The organism is Methylovorus sp. MM2, from assembly GCF_001648895.1.
In the GTDB taxonomy this organism is placed as follows: domain Bacteria; phylum Pseudomonadota; class Gammaproteobacteria; order Burkholderiales; family Methylophilaceae; genus MM1.
Genome location: NZ_LXUF01000001.1, coordinates 309,709 through 330,919, shown reverse-complemented (window position 1 = coordinate 330,919; position 21,211 = coordinate 309,709). Strand labels below are relative to the sequence as shown.

Here is a 21,211-nt window from a genome sequence, read left to right as displayed (position 1 = left end):
TATTTGGTCATACACTTATAGTATATTCATACTGTATTACTTCACATAGATAGTTATTCAAATGTTTCCCAAAAAATGGTGGCAGTTCTTAATCCTGATCACAATCGTATTCGGATTGGTTGTCGCAGCACTTGTCGGTCTGGCAGCGACCCTAATATACCCTGAACTGCCCTCATTAGAAGTCCTCACAGATTATCGGCCTAAAGTACCGTTGCGCGTATATTCGGAAGATGGTTATCTGCTAGGCGAGTTCGGTGAAGAGCGCCGGGCATTCACCAAGATTGAAGATGTCCCGAAAAACATGCAGTCTGCGGTTCTGGCTATTGAAGACAGAAGGTTCTACCAGCATGGCGGCGTGGATACGCGCGGCATATTAAGAGCGATAGTCAACAATATTACTGGCGGCGGCCGTGAAGGTGCCAGCACCATTACCATGCAGGTAGCACGTAATTTCTTCTTATCTAGCGAAAGAACCTTTAAGCGCAAAATCAATGAAGCATTACTTGCTATCAAGATCGAGCATAGCTTAAGTAAAGATAAAATCCTTGAGGTTTATATCAATCAGATCTATCTGGGACAGCGCGCTTATGGGTTTGCCGCGGCATCTCAAGTCTACTTTGGTAAGCCATTGGATAAGCTTTCTTTAGCTGAAACTGCTGTGTTAGCTGGTCTGCCTAAAGCGCCTTCTGCATATAATCCTTTCGTGAACCCGAAGCGCGCCATAAAAAGGCAACGCGAAGTGCTATATAACATGTATCACTATGGCTTCATTGATGAGCCAAGCTATGAGGCAGCGGTAAAAGAACCTTTACGTTTCAAGGCATCACGTCAATCGCGCGATCTAGCGGCAGATTATGTGGCAGAACTGGTTAGACAGGAGATGTATCAGCGCTATCAAGATAATATCTACAGTAGCGGCTTGAAAGTCTACACAACCATACTCAAGAGTAATCAAGAGGCTGCGAATGCCGCAATTCTGCAAGGCATACTGGATTATGACCGTCGCCATGGGTATCGCGGGCCAGAGAAAGTCGTTCAGGCAAGCAATACAAGTACTGACCACGAGGTTAACTGGATGGATAAAGCATTGGATGATATTGAGGCATTCAATGGTCTGATTCCGGCAATCGTTACAAAAGTCGGGCCAAAATCGGTGACCGTTCACTCAAAATCTGGGGAAAATATTGAGATTGAGGGTGATGGACTAGCGTTGGTTCAGAAAACATTAAATGAGAAAGACCCTGAAAAAAGAAGCATAAAATTTGGTGCTGTCGTCCGTATCGTCAAATTAACCGATAGCTGGCGTATTGCCCAGCTGCCGCAAGTAGAATCTGCATTGGTGGCAGTTGATCCTGAAAATGGGGCAGTTCGTGCACTTGTGGGCGGCTTTGACTTTAATCGAAATAAATTCAATCATGTGACGCAAGCATGGAGACAGCCCGGCTCAAGCTTTAAACCTTTCATCTACTCGGCAGCGATAGAGAAAGGTTATACACCCGCGACGATCATTAATGACGAGCCGATCTCACTGAGTGCCGCAGAAACCGGTAGTGGCTCATCATGGGACCCTAAGAATTTTGATGGTAAGTACGAAGGGCCTATGCGCCTACGTACTGCGCTGACAAAGTCGAAGAACATGGTATCTATTCGCATTCTGCAGGCGATTGGTGTTAATTATGCGCAGGATTACATCAGCCGATTTGGCTTTTCCCCGAAAGATCATCCTCCGTACTTGGCGATGGCACTGGGTGCAGGTTCCGCCACGCCTTGGCAGATGGCTGGTGCCTATGCGATATTTGCCAACGGCGGTTACCGTGTCAAACCTTATATCATCGGCAAGATCACCGACAGCCAAGGCCATGTGATCGAGCAGGCTAAACCTTTAATCGCGGGAAAAGATGCGCCACGTGTCATCGATGGACGCAATGCATTCCTCATGACTTCGATATTGCAGGATGTGGCAAGAATCGGTACAGCAGCGAAGGCTCGCCAGATAGGCCGTAGTGATTTGGCAGGCAAGACAGGCACGACCAACAACCAGATCGATGCATGGTTTGCCGGCTTTAACCCAAAACAGGTTGCAGTGGCGTGGATTGGCTTCGACCATCCACGCTCACTAGGCAATAATGAAACCGGTGGGCAAGCGGCATTACCGATATGGATCAGCTACATGACGCCTGTGCTAAAAGGAACGCCGGACAACCCTTACACTGTACCGGAGGGTGTTAATTCCATTAAGATTGACCCGGTAAAAGGGACACATGTTGAAGATAATGAAGCTGGCATCTATGAGTATTTCTATCATGAGTTCCCACCACCTGAGCCTGATAAATCATTACTGGAAACGATCTCTGGATTCTTCTCACCATCCAAAGAAAAAGATCCTCAAGAACCCACCAAGGTGGACCAGCTTTTCTAGACAGGCAAATACCTGAGAGGGGTGTCATGGCAAAGGATAATAGTGGGCGACAACATCAGCTGCGACAGTTAGTCGCACAACATGCTGCGCGCATGATGGCTGAAGATGGTATCTCAGACTATGCCTATGCAAAACGTAAAGCGGGTCGCCAACTGGGTGTATTGGATGCTAATTGCTTGCCGACGAATACAGAAATCGAGGAGGAGATTCGGCTTTTTCACGAAATATACAACAGTGATAGCCAACCCCAAGCCTTACGCCAACTCCGATCAGATGCACTGGTGGTGATGCAGTTGTTGGAACGATTTAATCCACATCTGACTGGCTCTGTGTTGGATGGTACTGCGGGCAGTTATGCAGAAACGCATATTCATCTATTTGCAGATAGCCTAAAAGATGTCGAAATATTTCTGCTGAACCAGCAAATACCGTATGAGAGTGATGAGAAATCTTATCGTATTGGCAACGAGAGGCGCAGCCACGATAGAAAAGGACAGGACAGAAAGAAAGTACCAGTCTTCACACTGGATGGGCCGAATGGCTTGATCAAGCTAAGTATATTCGAGCTGGATGATATTCGAGTACCGACCAAGAACAAGACTACAGGCAGTAATGCTACCAAAGCCAACACCAAAGACCTGCAGGAATTATTAGCCGCAGAAAGTGTGATGGCAGAAAGCTCTACTCAGCTAGCCAGCGCGCAGCATCCATAGCAAAATACGTCAGTACACCATCAGCCCCTGCGCGCTTGAATGCCAGCAAAGACTCGAGGACACAGGCCTTTTCTTCCAACCAGCCGTTCTGAATCGCAGCTTTCAACATCGCGTACTCACCGCTGACTTGGTAAGCATAAGTTGGCACGCCAAATTCATCTTTTACACGCCTGACGATATCCAGATAGGGTAAACCGGGTTTGACCATCACCATATCTGCACCTTCTTGCAGATCCAACCCAACTTCCTTTAAAGCCTCATCAGTATTGGCAGGATCCATTTGGTAATTATATTTGTTGCTTTTACCGAGATTACCTGCAGAACCTACTGCATCCCTGAACGGGCCATAGAATGCAGAGGCATATTTGGCGGAGTAAGCCAAAATTCGCGTGTCGATATATCCCGCAGACTCTAAAGCGTGGCGAATCGCACCGATACGTCCATCCATCATATCTGAGGGCGCGACGACATCTGCACCTGCTTGAGCATGGCAAAGCGCTTGTTTGACCAAAACAGCAATCGTCTCATCGTTAAGCACATATCCGCTACCGTCAATAAGGCCATCTTGCCCATGCGTCGTATAGGGATCAAGCGCTACATCGGTGATAATACCTAGCTCAGGAAAGGCCGCCTTTAAGGCCTTAATAGTTCTTGGAATCAGGCCCTCAGGATTGTATGCCTCGCTGGCATCCAAACTTTTATAGGGTTGGCTGACGACAGGGAATAACGCCAATGCAGGTATTCCTAAGCGGACACATTCGGCTGCAGTCTTAAGTAATTCATCAATGCTTTGGCGTTTAACACCCGGCATCGAGGTAACTTCTTCGATGAGCTTAGACCCTTCAAGCACGAATACTGGGTAGATCAAGTCGTTAGTCGTCAGCACATTCTCTCGCATTAATCTGCGCGAAAAATCATCACGACGCATACGGCGAGGACGGGTGAGTGGATATTGACCGAGTGCCATAAGAACTCCTAACCAAACACTTTGTGAAGTTCGGCACCCGGGTCAGGCTGGCGCATAAAAGCTTCACCAACCAAGAATGTATTGACATGATGATCGCGCATCAAATTCACGTCATCTGAAGTGAAGATGCCAGATTCTGTCACAACGATTTTGCCTTCTGGAATAGATGCTAATAGATCAAGTGTGGTATCAAGCGTCACTTCAAAAGTACGTAAGTTACGGTTATTGATACCTAATAATGGCGTTTCAAGCTGCAATGCCAATTCCAACTCTTCCGCATTGTGTACTTCTACAAGTACAGCCATATTCAAATCGTGTGCGATCGTTTCCAGCATACGCATACGTGGGAGGTCTAATGCAGCCGCAATCAGCAAAATACAGTCTGCCCCCATTGCACGTGCTTCATAGACTTGATAAGCCTCGATCATGAAATCTTTACGTAACACTGGGATATCACAGGCTGCGCGTGCTTGTTTGAGATATTCAGGGCGACCTTGGAAGAATTGCTCATCCGTCAGCACAGATAAACAAGCGGCGCCATTGGCTGCATAGCTAGCAGCAATCTGATCGGGCCTGAAATCTTCGCGAATCACCCCTTTAGATGGGCTGGCTTTCTTTATTTCTGCAATTACAGCAGACTGCCCAGCCGCAATCTTGGCGCGAATTGCGCCAACGAAATCACGTGGGGGGGGCATACTCATGGCCTCACGCTGCAAAAGCATCAGCGGTTTTTGGGCAATGGCCTCCCTGACCTCAGCCTGCTTGACCTGCAAAATCTTGTTCAAAATGTCGGACATATCGTCACTAAACTTTCTTCGTATCTACCTGCGAATATCTACTGATATATTTTACCATTGTGCCGCAACCAACCATCGGCATGCCGACCTTGTGGGTCACGGTGCGTCCAATGTACTACGCCACCTTTTGCATTCCATTCATACTCACCGTTGAATTCGACGGTATCGCCCACATTTAGACTCTCGACTCGTGGCGCAAGGTCGATATTATGCGCCACCAGCAGGGTAATGCCATTATCAAGTTTTAGAATGAACCGTTGATGGCGAGGTGCCTCATTATCATCTGGCAACACTTTCACTACTTGCGCTTTTGCATTGACCTGCAGATTACTAATGTGACTCTCAAATGCGGTTTGGATGTCTTGTGCCGCTGCAACACCTGAGCGCATATTTTGCGTAACTTCATACGCTTGCGTAGCCTGTTCTTTGGTATCAGTTAATCCAAGTGATTTGTAATTGAACGCCGTGTAGATGACGGCAATAACAATGACCAAAAGTAATTTGAACACAACTGGCGGCCTAAGCGTTACTGCACTTTTTCAGCGCATTTAACTTGGCAAGCGCAGCGCCTGAATCTATCACCTCAGCCGCTTTTTTGATGCCAGCCTGCAAGGTGCTTTCGACACCAGCCACATAGATTGCGGCACCCGCATTCAATAAGACGATATCGCGCGCCGGGCCTTGTTCGCCATTGAGCACAGATGTAATCAGGCGACTGGATTCTTCCGCATTTTCCACACGAATACTATCAACATGATGGAGCGGCATGCCAAAATCTTTTGGGTTCAGCGTGTACTCAGTCACCACGCCATCTTTTAATTCCGCGACGTAAGTATCACCCGCGAAAGATATCTCATCCATCTCATCTGCACTGTGTACCACCATCACATGTTCACTACCGAGACGTTGCAACGCATTAGCAAGCAAAGGTACTAAATCTTTGTGAAAAACACCCATCACTTGCCGCTTGGCACCAGCTGGGTTGGTCAAAGGCCCTAACAAATTAAATAACGTTCGTACACCTAATTCACGTCTCACTGGTGCGGCATGCTTCATTGCACTGTGATGGTTGGGGGCAAACATAAAACCGATACCCACTTCATTTACGCAGGCTGCTACTTGCTCGGGTTGTAAGTTGATATTCACACCTAAAGCTTCAAGCACATCTGCACTACCCGTTTTAGATGATGCAGCACGGTTGCCATGTTTGGCGATTCTGGCGTTAGCACCTGCGGCAACGAAAGCAGAACAAGTCGAGACATTAAATGCTTTATTCACAGCACCACCGGTGCCACATGTATCGATTAGGTAAGCATCATCATTGACTTGCACTTTCGTCACAAGCTCACGCATGACTTGCGCAGCAGCAGCGATCTCATCGACCGTCTCACCTTTCACACGCAGGCCAATGAGCAGCCCCGCGATTTGCGCAGGAGTGAAAGCGCCGGCCATGACTTGCCGCATGATAGAGAGCATCTCTTCATGCGTAAAATCCTGATGCTCTATCAGCTTTTGTAATGCAGCCTTCACCGTCATTTCCATCAATAAGCTTTCAGGAAATTATCCAGCAATTCGTGGCCATACTCAGTCAGGATGGATTCCGGGTGGAATTGCACGCCCTCGACAGGTAGAGTCTTATGGCGCACGCCCATGATCTCACCATCATCAGTCCAAGCAGTGATCTCTAGGCAATCTGGAATAGTCTCACGTTCGATTACCAATGAGTGATAACGCGTTGCAGTGAAGGGATTAGGCAACCCTTTGAATACCCCGACATCTTGATGCATGACTTGCGAGGTCTTACCATGCATCAGCTTTTTGGCGTGAATGATATTACCGCCAAATGCCTGCCCTATACTTTGATGCCCAAGGCAAACGCCAAGCAACGGGATCTTACCGGCGAACTCATTGATCAGCGGCACCGAAATACCCGCTTCATTTGGTGTACATGGCCCCGGGGAGATCACGATATGGCGCGGCTTAAGTTCAGCCACTTTTGCCAGATCGATCTCATCATTCCGATAAACCACTACATCCTGCCCCAATTCCCCAAGATATTGCACGAGGTTATAGGTGAAGGAGTCATAATTATCTATCATCAACAACATAATTTGCCTTTGCTCTTTTTACAGAGCGATCAACTTAAAATAATCGAATAGCCTGCTATTTTCGCCGGAATCGCGTATAAACGAAAGCCCGTGTTTTTACCCACGCTCTGACAGTAGCATCGCTTCAAGGTTTTCTAACGGAGCAGGCTTTGCAAACATATAGCCTTGGAACTGCCTACAACCATACTCTCTCAGCAGATCAAACTGCGCTTCGGTTTCTACGCCTTCTGCAATCACACTTAACCCTAAGGTCTGGCTCATGCCAATAATCGCCTGCACGATGGCCGCATCGTTAGCATCAATCGCGATATCTCGTACAAATGACTTATCGATCTTAACTTGGGTCAGTGGCAGCTGTTTTAAATAGGATAGTGACGAATAACCCGTCCCAAAATCGTCCATAGAGAAATGCACGCCGACCGCACGCAAAGCAAACATCTTTTTGACCGTATCCTCAACATTATCGAGCAAGGTGCTTTCTGTCAGCTCCAGCTCTAACAACTCTGGGTTAGCGCCGGTTTTTACGATCAATGCCGTCAGTTCATCCACAAAATTCCTTTGCTTGAATTGGCGCGCGCTCACATTGACCGCTAATCGCAAGTTTTGCGCTTGCGGCAAGGTTTGCCATGCCCGTATCTGCTCGCAAGCTTGCTGCAAAACCCAATGCCCGATCGGGACGATGAGGCCCGTATCTTCAGCAATTGGGATAAATTCCATTGGCAGAATCAGGCCATGCTGGGGATGCTCCCAACGAATCAATAGCTCTGCGCCGAAGATATTTCTCTCTGAATTAAGTTGTGGTTGGAAATAAGCACGGAATTGATTCTGAGCTAACGCGATACGTAGTTGCGCCTCTAGAGAGATACGCTTTTCCAGGTTTGCCTGCATCGCAGGGTCAAAGAACATCAGTGTATTACGCCCGGCGTTCTTTGCCTGATACATCGCAGTATCAGAGCGCTTCAACAAATCATCGGGACTAACATCATTACCGCAGAAAGTGCTAATGCCGATACTCGAGGAATTATGGTGTTCGAAATTCTGCAGTGAATACGGTTGATTGATTGCCGCCTGTACTTTTTCGCTTACCAATTTGACCTGCGCCAGCGATTGCGTGATATCAGTACTCAGATCTTCAAGTAATATCACAAACTCATCGCCACCAAGACGCGCAACCGTATCTTCGGCACGTACACACTGGCGCAAGCGCTGCGCAACCTCGATCAATAGCAGATCACCGACCGCATGACCACGCGTATCATTCAAGGCCTTAAAATTATCCAGATCGATGAAGATCACTGCGCCATGCATCTGAGTACGATTACTCGCATTCAGTGCCTGTTCAAGACGATCCAATAATAAGCGCCTATTGGGCAAGGTCGTCAGCGCATCGAAAAAGGCAAGGTTACGAATCTCCTGTTCCGCCTGCTTACGCTCGGTGATATCGCGAATAAAGCCTGTCATCAACGGAAATCCTGAATTATCCAGCGATGTGATCGTGAGTTCTACTGGAAACTCTGATCCATCTGCACGCACCGCAGTGAGCTCCAACCGTTTATCGAAGATCTTTTTTTCGCCAGTAGCAACATAATGACTAAGACCTGCTGCATGGGCTTTTCTATGTTGCGGCGGAATAATGACCTCCGCTAAGGGGCGACCAATCACCTGTGAGCGTTGATAGCCAAAGATCCGCTCTGCCGCAGGATTAAACTCGACAAGATGTCCATTCTCATCAATCGTCACGATAGCATCCAACGCGCCCTCAATCACCGCACGTAGTTTAGCTTCACTGCTTCGCAATGCTTTTTCACTCGCCTGCCATTCCGCCTGCAAAACGGTGATGAGGAATACAACTAAAGACATTGTGCTCATAAATACCCAGAGCTCTAATGCGGTCTGATGTGGGTCTGGCTGCGAGAATGGCCCTTGCCCATCAGCGGCAGACCACACTGATATCACAGACAATCCGAGCACTAGCAATGCAGCGCCAATCAATCCAAAGCGCATCGTGACCCATATCACCAAGGGCAATACAATGAATGCCAGCAACATGAATTGCCACGAGTCAGGATGAATAAACCTGAAGATGAGCAACTGCAAAGTGAACACAAGACCCACCCAAAAAAGGTAATGTGTGCTTTGCTTCCATAACTGCTTCAATTTATCTTTAGAGACATTCAGCAAAGTTGGCAATGCCAGTAATACGCCAACAGTATCGCCTGCCCACCATATCATCCATGATTCAGAGATTTCTGTGGTTGGGATAATGCCACCCATGACTAAGCTGCCGATACCAAAGGTCGCCGCGATCACAGTCCCTAAACCTGCGAACAATGCCATCAGGGCAATATCGCGGATATGGTTTAAAGTTGGTGAGAATTTGAAGCGTTTTAGCAGCCATGTCGTCAATAGGGCTGCAACGGTGCTGCCTACACCGATACCGCAATAGACCCAGAAATAGGCAAAGCCTGTTTGGCTACCATCCGCAAGAAAAGCCCCGACGAAAATCGCTGGCCAATAGAAGTATCCCCAGCGCATCAACGCTGCTACAGCAATGCCGCTGGGCAACCATATCATGGTAACGCCGGGTGAAAGATTGGGAATGAGGAGGCCTAACTTGCCCATAATAAAATAGACAAGCGTGATGACGAGCAGCCTGCGTAAGCGCAAGCTATTGAGTAAGGGCATGCTAAACCTCGCTGTTATCGAGACCTGCTAGTACCATCTCCGCGGCGCGTAAAACTGCACGCGCTTTATTTTGGGTTTCTATCCATTCACTCTCGGGAACAGAGTCTGCAACGATGCCTGCCCCTGCTTGCGAATAGAGCATACCATCCTTAATGACGCCTGTGCGTATGGCGATTGCTAAATCCATATCACCATTAAAACCAAGGTAGCCTACTGCACCACCATAGATGCCACGTTTACTGGGCTCCAACTCATCAATGATCTCCATCGCCCTCACTTTGGGAGCACCACTCAGTGTGCCAGCAGGGAATGTCGCCTTTAATACATCGATAGCCTGCATACCGGGTTTTAGCTTGCCTTCGACATTCGAGACAATATGCATCACGTGTGAATAACGCTCGATGGTCATCTTGTCTGTCACTTTTACGGTACCAGTTTGTGCCACACGGCCGACATCATTACGGCCAAGATCCATCAACTGTACATGCTCAGCGATCTCTTTTGGATCAGCTAGCAGCTCTTCAGCCAAGGCGATATCCTGCTCGCGCGTCTTGCCACGTGCGCGTGTCCCCGCGATAGGGCGAGAGGTGACCGTATCATCTTCTAGGCGCACGAGTATCTCAGGCGAAGCGCCAACGACATGATGGTCATCCATATCGTAATAAAACATATAAGGGGAAGGGTTCAAACTGCGTAATGCGCGATAAAGTGACAATGGTGGCGCAAGAAAAGGCTGCGCCATGCGTTGCGACAACACCACTTGCATGATGTCGCCATCAATGATGTATTCCTGCGCTTTTTTAACAGCGGCCTTGAAATTATCTTCGCCAAATTCAGAGCTGGCAGTGGTTGCCTGCATCGCTGTCGCTTCAGGGATATTCACAGATTCTCTGAGTTGGCGAACCAAGCCATTCAAACGCACCAAAGCATTATCGTAGCTATTCGCATCTGCCGGATTGGCATACACGATGAAATAAAGTTTGCCAGATAAATTATCGATAACGGCCAGCTCTTCTGAAACCATTAGCAAGATATCCGGCACACCAATCGCATCAGGCTTTTTAGTCGCGGCTAATCTACGTTCGATATAACGAATCGTTTCATAGCTGAAATAGCCTGCTAAACCACCAGTAAAACGCGGCAGACCTTCATGCGGAGGCACTTTGAATCTGGCTTGGTATTCCTGCACGAAGTCTAGCGGATTGGCATCACGAGATGATTCGATCACTTTGCCATCTTGCAGCACATTCACATCGTTGCCATGCACCACGATGCGTGTTTTTGCAGGTAAGCCTATGATGGAATACCGCCCGAAACGCTCGCCGCCCTGAACAGATTCAAGCAGGTAGGAATATGGCTTATTAGCGAGCTTTAGGTAGAGTGAAAGCGGTGTATCGAGATCAGCATACGTCTCAACGACCAGCGGAATACGGTTGAAACCCTCGCCTGCAAGGGCTTCAAATTCCTGTTTACTTAATGTGTGCTGCATGAAAATTCCCCAAAATCTTAAATTAGCGATTTCGGCGCTCAACGGCGCCAAACGATGTGGTGACTATTTACGCCACCATCGCCAACTATTTTGTTTTTCAAAGATTGGGGAAGGCATTTTGATTACGATGAGACCTTGGCTAATTCAGCACGCAGGTTACCGATAATCGTGTCGTAACGATTAGGGTCAGTATCTTTAGCCGCACCGAATACAGCGGAACCAGCGACGAATGTATCTGCACCTGCCTCAGCGATCGCGGCGATATTGGCAACGTTCACACCACCATCGATCTCCAACCAGATCTCACGACCGGTTTTTTCTGTGTAAGCATCGATACGTTTACGCGCTTCACGTAATTTATCCAACGTACCGGGGATGAATTTCTGACCGCCAAAACCAGGGTTTACTGACATCAAAAGAATCATGTCGACCTTATCCATCACATAATCCAGATAGCTCAATGACGTACCCGGGTTAAATACCAGGCCAGACTTACAGCCATTATCACGTACCAGTGAAAGGCTGCGATCAATATGGTCAGACGCTTCCGGGTGAAAAGTGATGATATTGGCACCCGCTTTTGCAAAGTCAGGGATGATACGGTCAACAGGCTTCACCATCAAATGCACATCGATGATCGCATCTGTCACTGGGCGAATCGCCTCACAAACCAATGGACCAATCGTCAGATTGGGAACGTAATGGTTATCCATGACGTCAAAGTGGACGATATCAGCACCGGATGTGATGACATCGGTGATCTCCTGTCCGAGCTTTGCAAAGTTGGCAGAAAGGATACTAGGGGCGATTCTGAATGGTTTAGCCATGATATTTAATATAGTTACAAAGACATAAAGGTTGCTATTTTAACCAAAATTCGTTGACCAAGGCAGCTTTTGAATGGATATAGGTTAGAAAATTCAAAGTTTTATGCAATACACCCACTCAAGATGATATTCACGATGCAAGCGACATTGTTGCCATTGAAGTTGTTGCCTTAGTGCCTGTGATACGGGAAAATACCGGATGCATTTATTTACTGTGGGTGTAAACCACACCACTGCCCCTATTGATGTCCGCGAAAACGTCGCTTTTCAGAATGAAAAGCTAGGCCACGCATTACGCGACCTGAGCATGCACGGCATCCATGAAGCAGCGATATTATCTACATGCAACCGCACCGAGGTTTACTGCAATACAGAGAACCCGCAAAAAGCGCTGGAATGGTTAGCGCAGTATCACAAGCTGCAACCACAAAACATCCAGCCATATATGTACACCTTGCCTAGTCAAGAATCCGTGAAACATGCATTCCGCGTGGCATCAGGCCTAGATTCCATGGTGCTGGGCGAAGCACAGATACTTGGCCAGATGAAACAGGCCGTGAAAATCGCAGAGAATGCCGGCACATTAGGCACATTGCTACACAAGCTGTTTCAGCGGACTTTCACTGTCGCAAAAGAAGTGCGCACTGCAACCAATATCGGTGCCAGCTCTATTTCGATGGCCGCTGCATCGGTCAAGCTAGCACAACGCATCTTCGGTAGCCTGCACAACCAGAAAGTATTGTTTATCGGTGCAGGGGAGATGATCGAACTTTGCGCAGAGCATTTCGCTACGCACCAGCCAAAATCTATCACCGTTGCCAATCGGACACTTGAGCGAGGTAATGCAATCGCTCAAGGCATAGGTGGCGATGCGATATTACTCGCTGATCTTCCAGACAGATTAAGCGAGTTCGATATCGTCATCACATCCACCGCCAGCCAACTCCCTATATTAGGACTAGGCATGGTGGAGCGCGCCATCAAAACACGTAAGCATCGCCCTATCTTCATGGTAGACCTTGCCGTACCAAGAGATATCGAACCAGAGGTCGGTGAGCTTGATGACATATTCTTATATACAGTAGACGATCTAGCCTCTGTTGTACAAGAAGGCTTGGTTAATCGTCAGGAGGCTGCCACACAAGCAGAAGCGATTATCGAACTACGTGTAGAGAATTTCATGCAATGGCTGAAAACGCGTGACTCTGTACCAACGATTCGCGCGCTACGCGATCAAGCTGAAAGATACCGCCGCAACGAGCTTGAAAAAGCACAGAAAATGATTGCCCGCGGCGAAGATCCCACCCTCGTGCTCGAGAGTTTGAGCAATGCATTGACCAATAAACTGCTGCACGGCCCCAGCCATGCGCTGAGTAATATGCAAGGCGACAACCACGAACAGCTGGAATCACTACTACGCCAGTTATATCAATTAAATAATCAATGAAGTCTGCAGGTCAATGAAACCCTCGATGATAAAAAAGCTCGCCACCCTGAGCGAGCGCCTAGATGAACTTAACCGTTTGTTGAGTAGTGAAGATGCTACCAATAACATGGATAACTATCGCAAGATATCCCGTGAGCATGCCGAGATCACACCAATCGTTGAGCAATACCGCGCTTATGAGCAATGCGAAGCTGACCTGAAAGAAGCACAACAGATGCTCAGCGACCCTGAGATGAAAGAATTCGCGCAGGAAGAGATCGAATCAGCAAAAGTCCGAGTCGAGCAGATCGACATTGAATTACAAAAACTGCTACTGCCCAAAGACCCTAATGACGAACGCAATATCTTTCTTGAGATCCGCGCAGGTACTGGTGGTGACGAATCGGCACTCTTTGCTGGTGACTTGTTCCGCATGTATTCACGCTATGCCGAACGCCAGCGCTGGAAAGTAGACGTCGTGTCAGCCAGTGATTCTGAAGTCGGTGGATATAAGGAAATCATTGCGAAGATCGAAGGTTTTGGTGCTTACTCCAAACTAAAATTCGAATCCGGAGGCCATCGGGTACAGCGTGTACCGGATACAGAAACACAAGGTCGCATCCATACATCCGCCTGCACGGTTGCTGTGTTGGCTGAAGTAGATGAAGTCAGCGATGTCACTATTAATCCAGCTGATATCCGCATTGATACTTTCCGCGCTTCTGGGGCTGGTGGACAACATATCAACAAGACCGACTCAGCAGTACGTATCACTCACTTTCCTACAGGCATTGTGGTTGAGTGTCAGGATGGCCGCAGTCAGCATTCAAATAAAGCGCAGGCGATGCAAGTGCTTGCAGCACGCATCAAAGCCAAGCAGGAAAACGAACAACAATCCAAGATAGCCTCCGAACGTAAATCCCTCATCGGTAGTGGTGATCGCTCGGAACGTATTCGCACCTACAACTATCCGCAAGGCCGCATCACGGACCACCGGATCAATCTGACCTTATATAAAATCGATGCGATTACCGAGGGCGATATGGATGAGCTGATCGGTGCATTAGCGGCAGAACATCAGGCCGATTTGCTGGCGAGTTTGGGCGAAGACAATTAAGCCTTTAAGCCAGCATTGATTAAGCTCATTTAATGGCACACCTTAGAAACCTAATTGCTTGCGCCCGTAATCGCTTAGTTGAAAAGCTGGCATATGACCAGACGGAGGCACGCATAGAAGTACGCGCCCTTTTGGCGCATGCATTAGGCGATGTCTCGCATGCATGGCTGATTGCACACGAAGAAGACCTTATCCAACCAGACGTACGCGACAGATTTGAGTCACTACTAGCCCGCCGAATCGATGGCGAACCTATCGCCTACATCACTGGCAAACGAGAGTTCTTCGGATTAGATCTCAAGGTGACACCTGATACCTTGATTCCACGTCCCGATACCGAAACATTGGTCGAAGCGGCATTAGCAAAAATACCCGAAGACAAAAAATTCAATGTACTAGACTTAGGCACTGGCACTGGCGCCATTGCCTTAGCAATCGCCATCAACAGGCCAATAAGCCAAATAACCGCCGTTGATAGATCAGAAAAAGCACTGGCAATTGCCAAGCAAAACGGGACAACATTAAATGTCTCAAACACTCGTTTCCTATTAAGCAATTGGTTCTCAAGCATCAATGATGAGAGATTCGATATCATCGTCAGCAACCCTCCTTACATCGAAGCAACAGACCCGCATTTGCATCAAGACGATCTCCGCTTCGAACCATTAAGTGCATTAGCATCAGGCATAGATGGTTTAGACGATATCCGCAAAATCATCGAAACTAGCAAACAGTTTCTAAATGCAGACGGCTGGTTGATGCTTGAACATGGCTACAATCAGGCAGATCAGGTAAGCGCACTATTATCTATAGCTGGATTTCAAGATATCTATTCAACTAAAGACCTAGCGGGTATCCTCCGCGTCACCTCAGGTTGCCTGAAGTAGATACTGGTTTTTTAAGCGCATGTAGTGATTTGCCGAATATATAAAATGTGCAATCTCGGCATCAGTCAATGCGCGCACTTTCTTAGCAGGACTGCCTAGATAGAGATATCCACTCTCCAGCACCTTGCCTTCTGGTACTAAACTACCCGCACCCACTAACACATGTTTTTGCACGATCACATTATCCATGACGATGCTGCCCATGCCGATCAGGCACTCGTCTTCGATAGTGCACCCATGCAAAATCACCCGATGCCCAATCGTGACATTCTGACCAATCATGAGCGGTGAGCCATCTGGTGCCCAGCTCGACTTGTGGCTAACATGCAACATACTGAGATCCTGCACATTACTCCCTTTGCCGATGCGGATATGATTCACATCTCCACGCACTATGGTACCCGGCCAAATGGAGACATCCTCACCAAGACTCACATCACCGATCACTGTTGCAGAATGATGGATAAAGACACCTTCTGCAATGTCAGGGGCGATGCCTTGATAACTTTCAATATTTGGATTTTTAGCGTTGCTCATAGCCGTAGTATAATCCGAGCATGTCAGATTCAACATCCATCGGTATCGTTACCCCGCAAGTAGCGCATTTTAGCAAGCTACTCACGCTTAAAAGCGGCGAAGTCCTGCCTGAGTACGATATCGTCTATGAAACATATGGCACCCTGAATGCCGAAAAATCCAATGCAGTGATGATCTGCCACGCACTCTCTGGCAACCATCATGCTGCAGGATTCCACAGTGAAAATGACAAACACCCCGGCTGGTGGGACAACCTCATCGGCCCCGGCAAACCATTAGATACCAATCGTTTCTTTGTCATAGCTTTAAATAATCTTGGGGGCTGTCATGGCAGCAGCGGCCCTGCTACCATCAATCCGGCAAAGCAAAAACCTTGGGGCGCCACATTCCCATTGCTCACAGTAGAAGACTGGGTAGATTCTCAAGCGCGCCTAGCGGATCATCTTGGCATTGAGCAACTAGCAGCAGTCGTCGGTGGCAGCCTTGGTGGCATGCAAGCTTTGCAGTGGACGTTGAGCTACCCTGACCGCATACAACATGCATTGCTGATCGCATCCGCGCCAAACCTGACAGCACAGAACATGGCATTCAATGAAGTCGCACGTCAGGCGATCATCACCGATCCAGAATTTTACGGTGGTGACTATTACGAACATGGGGTCGTGCCACGACGAGGTTTACGCATCGCCCGTATGTTAGGGCACATCACCTATCTTTCTGATGATGCGATGGGTGCAAAATTCGGGCGCAAGCTACGCGAAGGCGAGATCAAGTATAGCTTTGATGTCGAATTCGAAATGGAATCTTACCTGCGCTATCAAGGCGATAAATTCGCAGCAGAGTTCGATGCCAACACTTATTTACGCATGACCCGTGCATTGGATTACTATGATCCAGCGCTTGAATACAACGGCAATCTGGCCGCGGCTTTAGCGCGCGCTAAAGCCAAGTTCCTTGTGATTTCGTTCACTAGTGATTGGCGCTTCTCACCTGCACGCTCACGCGAAATCGTACAAGCCTTGCTCGATAATAAGCGCTCAGTCAGTTACGCTGAAGTGACTGCCGCCCACGGGCATGACGCCTTCCTAATGCCTGACCCGCATTATCACAATATCCTGCGTGCCTACTTCCGCAAGATCAAGATAAAGGGCGAATAATGTCAAACAGTCAACCAAATTTTGTTGAAGCCGCAAAAAAACGTAGAGATTTTGCGTTAATAGCAAAATGGATAGGGGCTGGTGCTAAAGTTTTGGATCTTGGCTGTGGAGATGGCGCATTACTCGGTTACCTACGAGATACACTGGAAGTACGCGGCTATGGCGTTGAAAAAGATGATGCCAACTGGCTCGCCAGCATGCAGAACAATATCGATGTGATCCAAATGGACTTGGAAGCAGGACTGTCTGGATTCGATGACAAGTCTTTCGATGTCGTCATCCTTTCACAGACATTGCAAGCTGTTCAAAACACAGAAGGCATCATCCAAGAAATGTTACGTGTTGGCCGTGAAGCTATCGTGACATTCCCGAATTTCGGCTACTGGCCACTGCGTTCCCAGCTCATTGCAGGGCAGATGCCTGTCTCCGAAAACCTACCTTATCAATGGTACGACACACCAAATGTGCACCTTTGCACCATCAAGGATTTTGATGAATTCTGCGAAAAACACAATATTCGCGTGAAAGAGCGTTTTGTATTAACGAACGGCCATCCAATTAGCTTTATGCCAAACTTGCTAGGTAGCTTGGCAATGTATCGATTACAACAATCTGAATAGCCATTTAGTATAAAAGTCGCCACAGTCCGGCTACGCCAAAATACAGCACGATCAAACCACTCAATCGTCTAAGCCAAATATTCTGTAACGCCTTTTTCAGCTTAACGGCCGTCATACCCATCGCAAGCAAAGTCGGTAATGTACCTACGCCAAAGACGAGCATTAACAAACCGCCATCCAATGCATTACCTGTAGCAATGGCGGCAATTAACACGCTATAAACAAGCCCGCAGGGCAACCAACCCCATATCGCACCGACTAGGAAACCTTGGGATAAGGTCTGCACTGGAAGAAACCGCTTGGAATAGGGTTGCAACCGCACCCATAGTGCAACACCAATACGCTCCAAATAAGTCACGCCATGCCAAATGCCCGCGAGATACAACCCTAAGAGCACGAGCATCCCGCTTGCCAAGCCATACAATATTTTTTGTACTGGCAGAACATGGTCAAGAAACAAGCTTGAAGCACCCAAGAACCCTGCAAGCAAACCTGCCAGACCATAGCTAACGATGCGCCCGCTGTTATAACTAAAGATGAACCCAAGTTTCGGTTTACTCTGCGGCAATGTCATGGTGACAGCACCGACAATACCGCCACACATACCGACGCAATGCCCGCCACCAAGCAGGCCAACCAGAAAAGCACTAAATAAGCTGAGTTCCAACATGCCGATATTGTGGCACGAGGCATGCTATTTCGGGTAATGTTACGCCCATGACAACAAACAATCCTGCCATCCGCGATGTGCTATTCAACAAGCGCATGCTTATCTGCATCTTCACTGGTTTTAGCTCTGGCCTACCATTATTCATACTCATCAGCTTATTGCCCGCATGGCTAAGATCCGAAGGCGTAAACCTCAAAGCGATAGGTCTCTTTGCTTTGATACAGCTGCCATTCACATGGAAATTTCTATGGGCACCGATATTTGATCGTTACATTCCTCCGATGGGGCGCAGGCGTGGTTGGTTATTAGTGTCACAAATTGCGTTGCTGCTTAGCATCCCACTTTTTGGTGAACTACATGCGGTTTTAGATATTTGGACGATTGCTTATCTTGCCGCTTGCGTTGCATTTTTCAGTGCCAGCCAAGATGTCGTCATTGATGCTTATCGGCGCGAGATATTGCCCGATATTGAATTAGGCATGGGCAATGTCATTCATGTGAACGCCTACAAAATCGCTGGTCTAGTGCCAGGCTCTCTATCTTTAATACTTGCAGATCATCTGGCTTGGGATAGTGTATTCCTAATCACGGCATTATTTATGCTGCCCGGCATCCTAATGACTTTAGTTGTAAAAGAACCAGCGCTCAAACCGGGGCGCCCAAAAACACTAAAAGCGGCAGTAGTTGAGCCATTCAATGAATTTATTCATCGCAACGGACTGAACTCCGCCTTACTGATTCTAGCTTTCATATTCTTCTATAAGCTTGGCGATAGCATGGCCACAGCACTTGCTACCCCGTTCTATCTAGATATGGGTTTCAGTAAGACCGAAATCGGTCTGATCGCCAAGAACGCCGGTTTGTGGCCCAGCGTGATCGGTGGATTACTAGGTGGCATATGGATGATACGCTTGGGCATCAACCGCGCTTTATGGCTATTTGGGGCAGTACAGATGTTAGCCATATTGGGCTTTGCATGGCTAGCCGTCGTTGGACACGATCTATTATGGTTAGGTATCGTAATTGGCATTGAAGCCTTTGGCGTGGGTTTAGGTACAGCGGCTTTTGTTGCCTACATCGCCAAGAATACAGACCCGCTTTATAGCGCAACGCAATTCGCACTATTTACGAGCCTTGCAGCAGTTCCCCGCACTTTTGCCAATGCAGCCACTGGCTATCTGGTTGATATGCTTGGCTGGGTTTCTTTCTTCCTGTTCTGTTTTTTAGCGGCCATCCCCGGCATGCTGTTGCTTCTTAAAATAGCGCCTTGGAACTCAAAGGCTGAAAATTAAACTATTCATTCTCAGCCTTTGTTATTACGCCAGATAGTCGATCAATAAAGGCGCGTGGTCAGAAAAACGCTCAGCTTTATAAATACTAGCCTTTATGGCTTTTTTACCTATCTCAGGCGTGGCGACTTGGTAATCGATACGCCAACCCACATTCTTGGCCCAAGCCTGCCCGCGGTTACTCCACCATGTATAGCATTCATCCAAGGTATCAGGGTGCAGATAACGGTAGGCATCTACCCAGCCATGATTCTCAAATAGTTCCGTCATCCAGAGCCGCTCTTCTGGCAGAAAGCCGGAGTTTTTCTTGTTGCCTTTCCAGTTTTTCAAGTCGGCCTCTTTGTGTGCGATGTTCCAATCACCACAAATGACGACATCTCGCCCCGTTGCTTTAAGATTAATCAGATGGGGAAGAAACCTTGCCATCACACTGAATTTAACCGTCTGACGCTCTTCACCACTTGAGCCCGAGGGAAGATAAAGGGAGACCACGCTTAGATTACCGAATCGCAGCTCGATGTATCGCCCTTCAGCATCGATATCTGCATGGCCGAGCCCTTCAATAACAGCGTCAGGCGTTTTTCTACAGTAAATGCCAACACCGCTGTAACCTTTTTTCTCGGCATAATGAAAATAGCCTTGATAGCCTGCTGGTGCCAACGTTTCTGGCGTCAAATCATCAGCCTGCGCCTTTAGTTCTTGCATGCAGATGATGTCGGCATCCTGCTTTGCCATCCATGTTAAAAAACCTTTGTTGACGGCAGAGCGTATGCCATTGAGATTCGCAGATATAATACGTAACAATTCAAACCCTTCGTTATCTAGTCGCCATGATCAATACCAGCCAAAGCTCTACTCAGGATTTTACGCAAGAATTCATCCAGTTTGCTATTAATAAACAAGTTCTGCGTTTTGGTGAGTTTAAAACCAAAGCCGGACGCCTCAGCCCTTACTTTTTTAATGCCGGCTTCTTCAATGACGGTGAAAGCCTGATGAAGCTAGGCGAATTCTATGCTGCCGCTATCATCAAATCAGGTATCCAATTCGACATGCTGTTTGGCCCGGCATATAAAGGCATCACCCTTGCAGCGTGCATCGTCATTGCACTGGCAAGACAAGGACGCAATGTGCCTTATGCCTATAATCGCAAGGAAGCCAAAGATCACGGTGAAGGGGGCACTATCGTGGGCGCACCCTTACAAGGGCGAGTGCTGATCGTGGATGACGTGATCTCGGCGGGAACATCCATCCGCGAATCTGTCGATATCATCCAGCAAGCCAATGCGACTCCCTGCGGTGTCACGATTGCGCTTGATCGGCAAGAGCGAGGCTTAGGCGAGCTGTCCGCAGTGCAAGAAGTTGAACAAAGAAATGGCTTACCAGTGATTAGTATTGCCGGATTGGCAGATTTAATAAAATACTTGCAAGGCGCCCCTGAGCTTGCAACATTCAAACCAGCGATTGAAGCCTATCGCCAAGCCTACGGCGTCATTTAACTCTGTA

At 47.9% G+C, this 21,211-nt stretch carries 20 protein-coding genes; 9 read left to right on the top strand and 11 right to left on the bottom strand.

The window, feature by feature from the left end; genetic code table 11:
* Nucleotides 1–61: 61 nt before the first annotated feature.
* Nucleotides 62–2,419, top strand: a complete 2,358-nt coding sequence (locus A7981_RS01430; RefSeq protein WP_067262962.1) for a penicillin-binding protein 1A — start codon at nt 62–64, stop codon at nt 2,417–2,419.
* A 26-nt stretch (nt 2,420–2,445) separates the two neighbouring features.
* Nucleotides 2,446–3,132, top strand: a complete 687-nt coding sequence (locus tag A7981_RS01425; RefSeq protein ID WP_067262960.1) for a hypothetical protein — start codon at nt 2,446–2,448, stop codon at nt 3,130–3,132.
* Here A7981_RS01425 and hemB read toward each other — a convergent pair.
* The 8 genes from hemB to rpe all read right to left on the bottom strand — a co-directional run bounded on the left by hemB (nt 3,101) and on the right by rpe (nt 12,005).
* Nucleotides 3,101–4,099, bottom strand: a complete 999-nt coding sequence (gene hemB, locus A7981_RS01420) for a porphobilinogen synthase (protein ID WP_067262957.1) — start codon at nt 4,097–4,099, stop codon at nt 3,101–3,103. The genes A7981_RS01425 and hemB overlap by 32 nt on opposite strands.
* An 8-nt stretch (nt 4,100–4,107) precedes the next feature.
* Nucleotides 4,108–4,896, bottom strand: a complete 789-nt coding sequence (gene trpC, locus A7981_RS01415) for an indole-3-glycerol phosphate synthase TrpC (RefSeq protein WP_067262955.1) — start codon at nt 4,894–4,896, stop codon at nt 4,108–4,110.
* A gap of 38 nt (nt 4,897–4,934) precedes the next feature.
* Nucleotides 4,935–5,405, bottom strand: a complete 471-nt coding sequence (locus A7981_RS01410) for a DUF3465 domain-containing protein (RefSeq protein WP_067262952.1) — start codon at nt 5,403–5,405, stop codon at nt 4,935–4,937.
* A gap of 10 nt (nt 5,406–5,415) precedes the next feature.
* Entirely contained in the window at nt 5,416–6,438 is a 1,023-nt protein-coding gene (gene trpD / locus A7981_RS01405) for an anthranilate phosphoribosyltransferase (protein WP_174545129.1), read from the bottom strand.
* Nucleotides 6,438–7,004: an aminodeoxychorismate/anthranilate synthase component II gene (gene pabA / locus A7981_RS01400; RefSeq protein ID WP_067262946.1), complete on the bottom strand. Its 567-nt coding sequence runs from the start codon at nt 7,002–7,004 to the stop codon at nt 6,438–6,440. The genes trpD and pabA overlap by 1 nt, the downstream gene beginning before the upstream one ends.
* A gap of 96 nt (nt 7,005–7,100) precedes the next feature.
* Entirely contained in the window at nt 7,101–9,689 is a 2,589-nt protein-coding gene (locus A7981_RS01395; RefSeq protein ID WP_067262943.1) for an EAL domain-containing protein, read from the bottom strand.
* A gap of 1 nt (nt 9,690) precedes the next feature.
* The gene (trpE, locus tag A7981_RS01390) at nt 9,691–11,178 is read right to left on the bottom strand and encodes an anthranilate synthase component I (RefSeq protein ID WP_067262940.1); all 1,488 of its coding nucleotides are present in this window, start codon (nt 11,176–11,178) and stop codon (nt 9,691–9,693) included.
* 122 nt (nt 11,179–11,300) lie between these two features.
* Nucleotides 11,301–12,005 (bottom strand): ribulose-phosphate 3-epimerase, encoded by a 705-nt coding sequence (rpe, locus tag A7981_RS01385; protein WP_067262937.1) that lies wholly within the window; start codon nt 12,003–12,005, stop codon nt 11,301–11,303.
* 199 nt (nt 12,006–12,204) lie between these two features.
* Here rpe and hemA point away from each other — a divergent pair, with 199 nt between their 5' ends.
* Genes hemA through prmC form a run of 3 tightly spaced genes read left to right on the top strand, consistent with a single transcriptional unit; the run spans nt 12,205 to nt 15,435 of the window.
* A complete protein-coding gene (hemA, locus tag A7981_RS01380) occupies nt 12,205–13,452 on the top strand; it encodes a glutamyl-tRNA reductase (protein ID WP_067262934.1) in 1,248 nt (415 codons plus the stop codon).
* 13 nt (nt 13,453–13,465) lie between these two features.
* On the top strand, nt 13,466–14,548 hold the full coding sequence (gene prfA, locus A7981_RS01375; RefSeq protein ID WP_067262931.1) for a peptide chain release factor 1: 1,083 nt from the start codon (nt 13,466–13,468) through the stop codon (nt 14,546–14,548).
* 32 nt (nt 14,549–14,580) lie between these two features.
* Nucleotides 14,581–15,435, top strand: coding sequence for a peptide chain release factor N(5)-glutamine methyltransferase (prmC, locus tag A7981_RS01370; protein WP_067262929.1), 855 nt, complete (start codon nt 14,581–14,583; stop codon nt 15,433–15,435).
* Here prmC and A7981_RS01365 read toward each other — a convergent pair.
* On the bottom strand, nt 15,418–15,972 hold the full coding sequence (locus A7981_RS01365; RefSeq protein ID WP_067262927.1) for a gamma carbonic anhydrase family protein: 555 nt from the start codon (nt 15,970–15,972) through the stop codon (nt 15,418–15,420). The two genes, prmC and A7981_RS01365, sit on opposite strands and share 18 nt — an antisense overlap.
* A gap of 20 nt (nt 15,973–15,992) precedes the next feature.
* On the opposite strand from A7981_RS01365, the gene A7981_RS01360 reads away from it, so the two are divergent.
* Nucleotides 15,993–17,129 (top strand): homoserine O-acetyltransferase, encoded by a 1,137-nt coding sequence (locus tag A7981_RS01360; RefSeq protein WP_067262925.1) that lies wholly within the window; start codon nt 15,993–15,995, stop codon nt 17,127–17,129.
* Nucleotides 17,129–17,749, top strand: a complete 621-nt coding sequence (gene metW, locus A7981_RS01355) for a methionine biosynthesis protein MetW (RefSeq protein WP_067262924.1) — start codon at nt 17,129–17,131, stop codon at nt 17,747–17,749. Before A7981_RS01360 ends, metW begins: the two co-directional genes overlap by 1 nt.
* Before the next feature lie 4 nt (nt 17,750–17,753).
* On the opposite strand, the gene A7981_RS01350 is transcribed toward metW, so the two are convergent.
* Entirely contained in the window at nt 17,754–18,419 is a 666-nt protein-coding gene (locus A7981_RS01350; protein ID WP_067262922.1) for a sulfite exporter TauE/SafE family protein, read from the bottom strand.
* Between the two features lie 47 nt (nt 18,420–18,466).
* Between A7981_RS01350 and A7981_RS01345 the strand changes: the two genes are divergently transcribed.
* The gene (locus A7981_RS01345) at nt 18,467–19,711 is read left to right on the top strand and encodes an AmpG family muropeptide MFS transporter (protein ID WP_067262921.1); all 1,245 of its coding nucleotides are present in this window, start codon (nt 18,467–18,469) and stop codon (nt 19,709–19,711) included.
* Between the two features lie 24 nt (nt 19,712–19,735).
* On the opposite strand, the gene A7981_RS01340 is transcribed toward A7981_RS01345, so the two are convergent.
* Complete coding sequence (locus tag A7981_RS01340) at nt 19,736–20,512, bottom strand: exodeoxyribonuclease III (RefSeq protein WP_067262919.1); 777 nt, start codon at nt 20,510–20,512, stop codon at nt 19,736–19,738.
* Between the two features lie 26 nt (nt 20,513–20,538).
* On the opposite strand from A7981_RS01340, the gene pyrE reads away from it, so the two are divergent.
* Nucleotides 20,539–21,204: an orotate phosphoribosyltransferase gene (gene pyrE / locus A7981_RS01335; RefSeq protein ID WP_067262918.1), complete on the top strand. Its 666-nt coding sequence runs from the start codon at nt 20,539–20,541 to the stop codon at nt 21,202–21,204.
* Nucleotides 21,205–21,211: the final 7 nt, after the last annotated feature.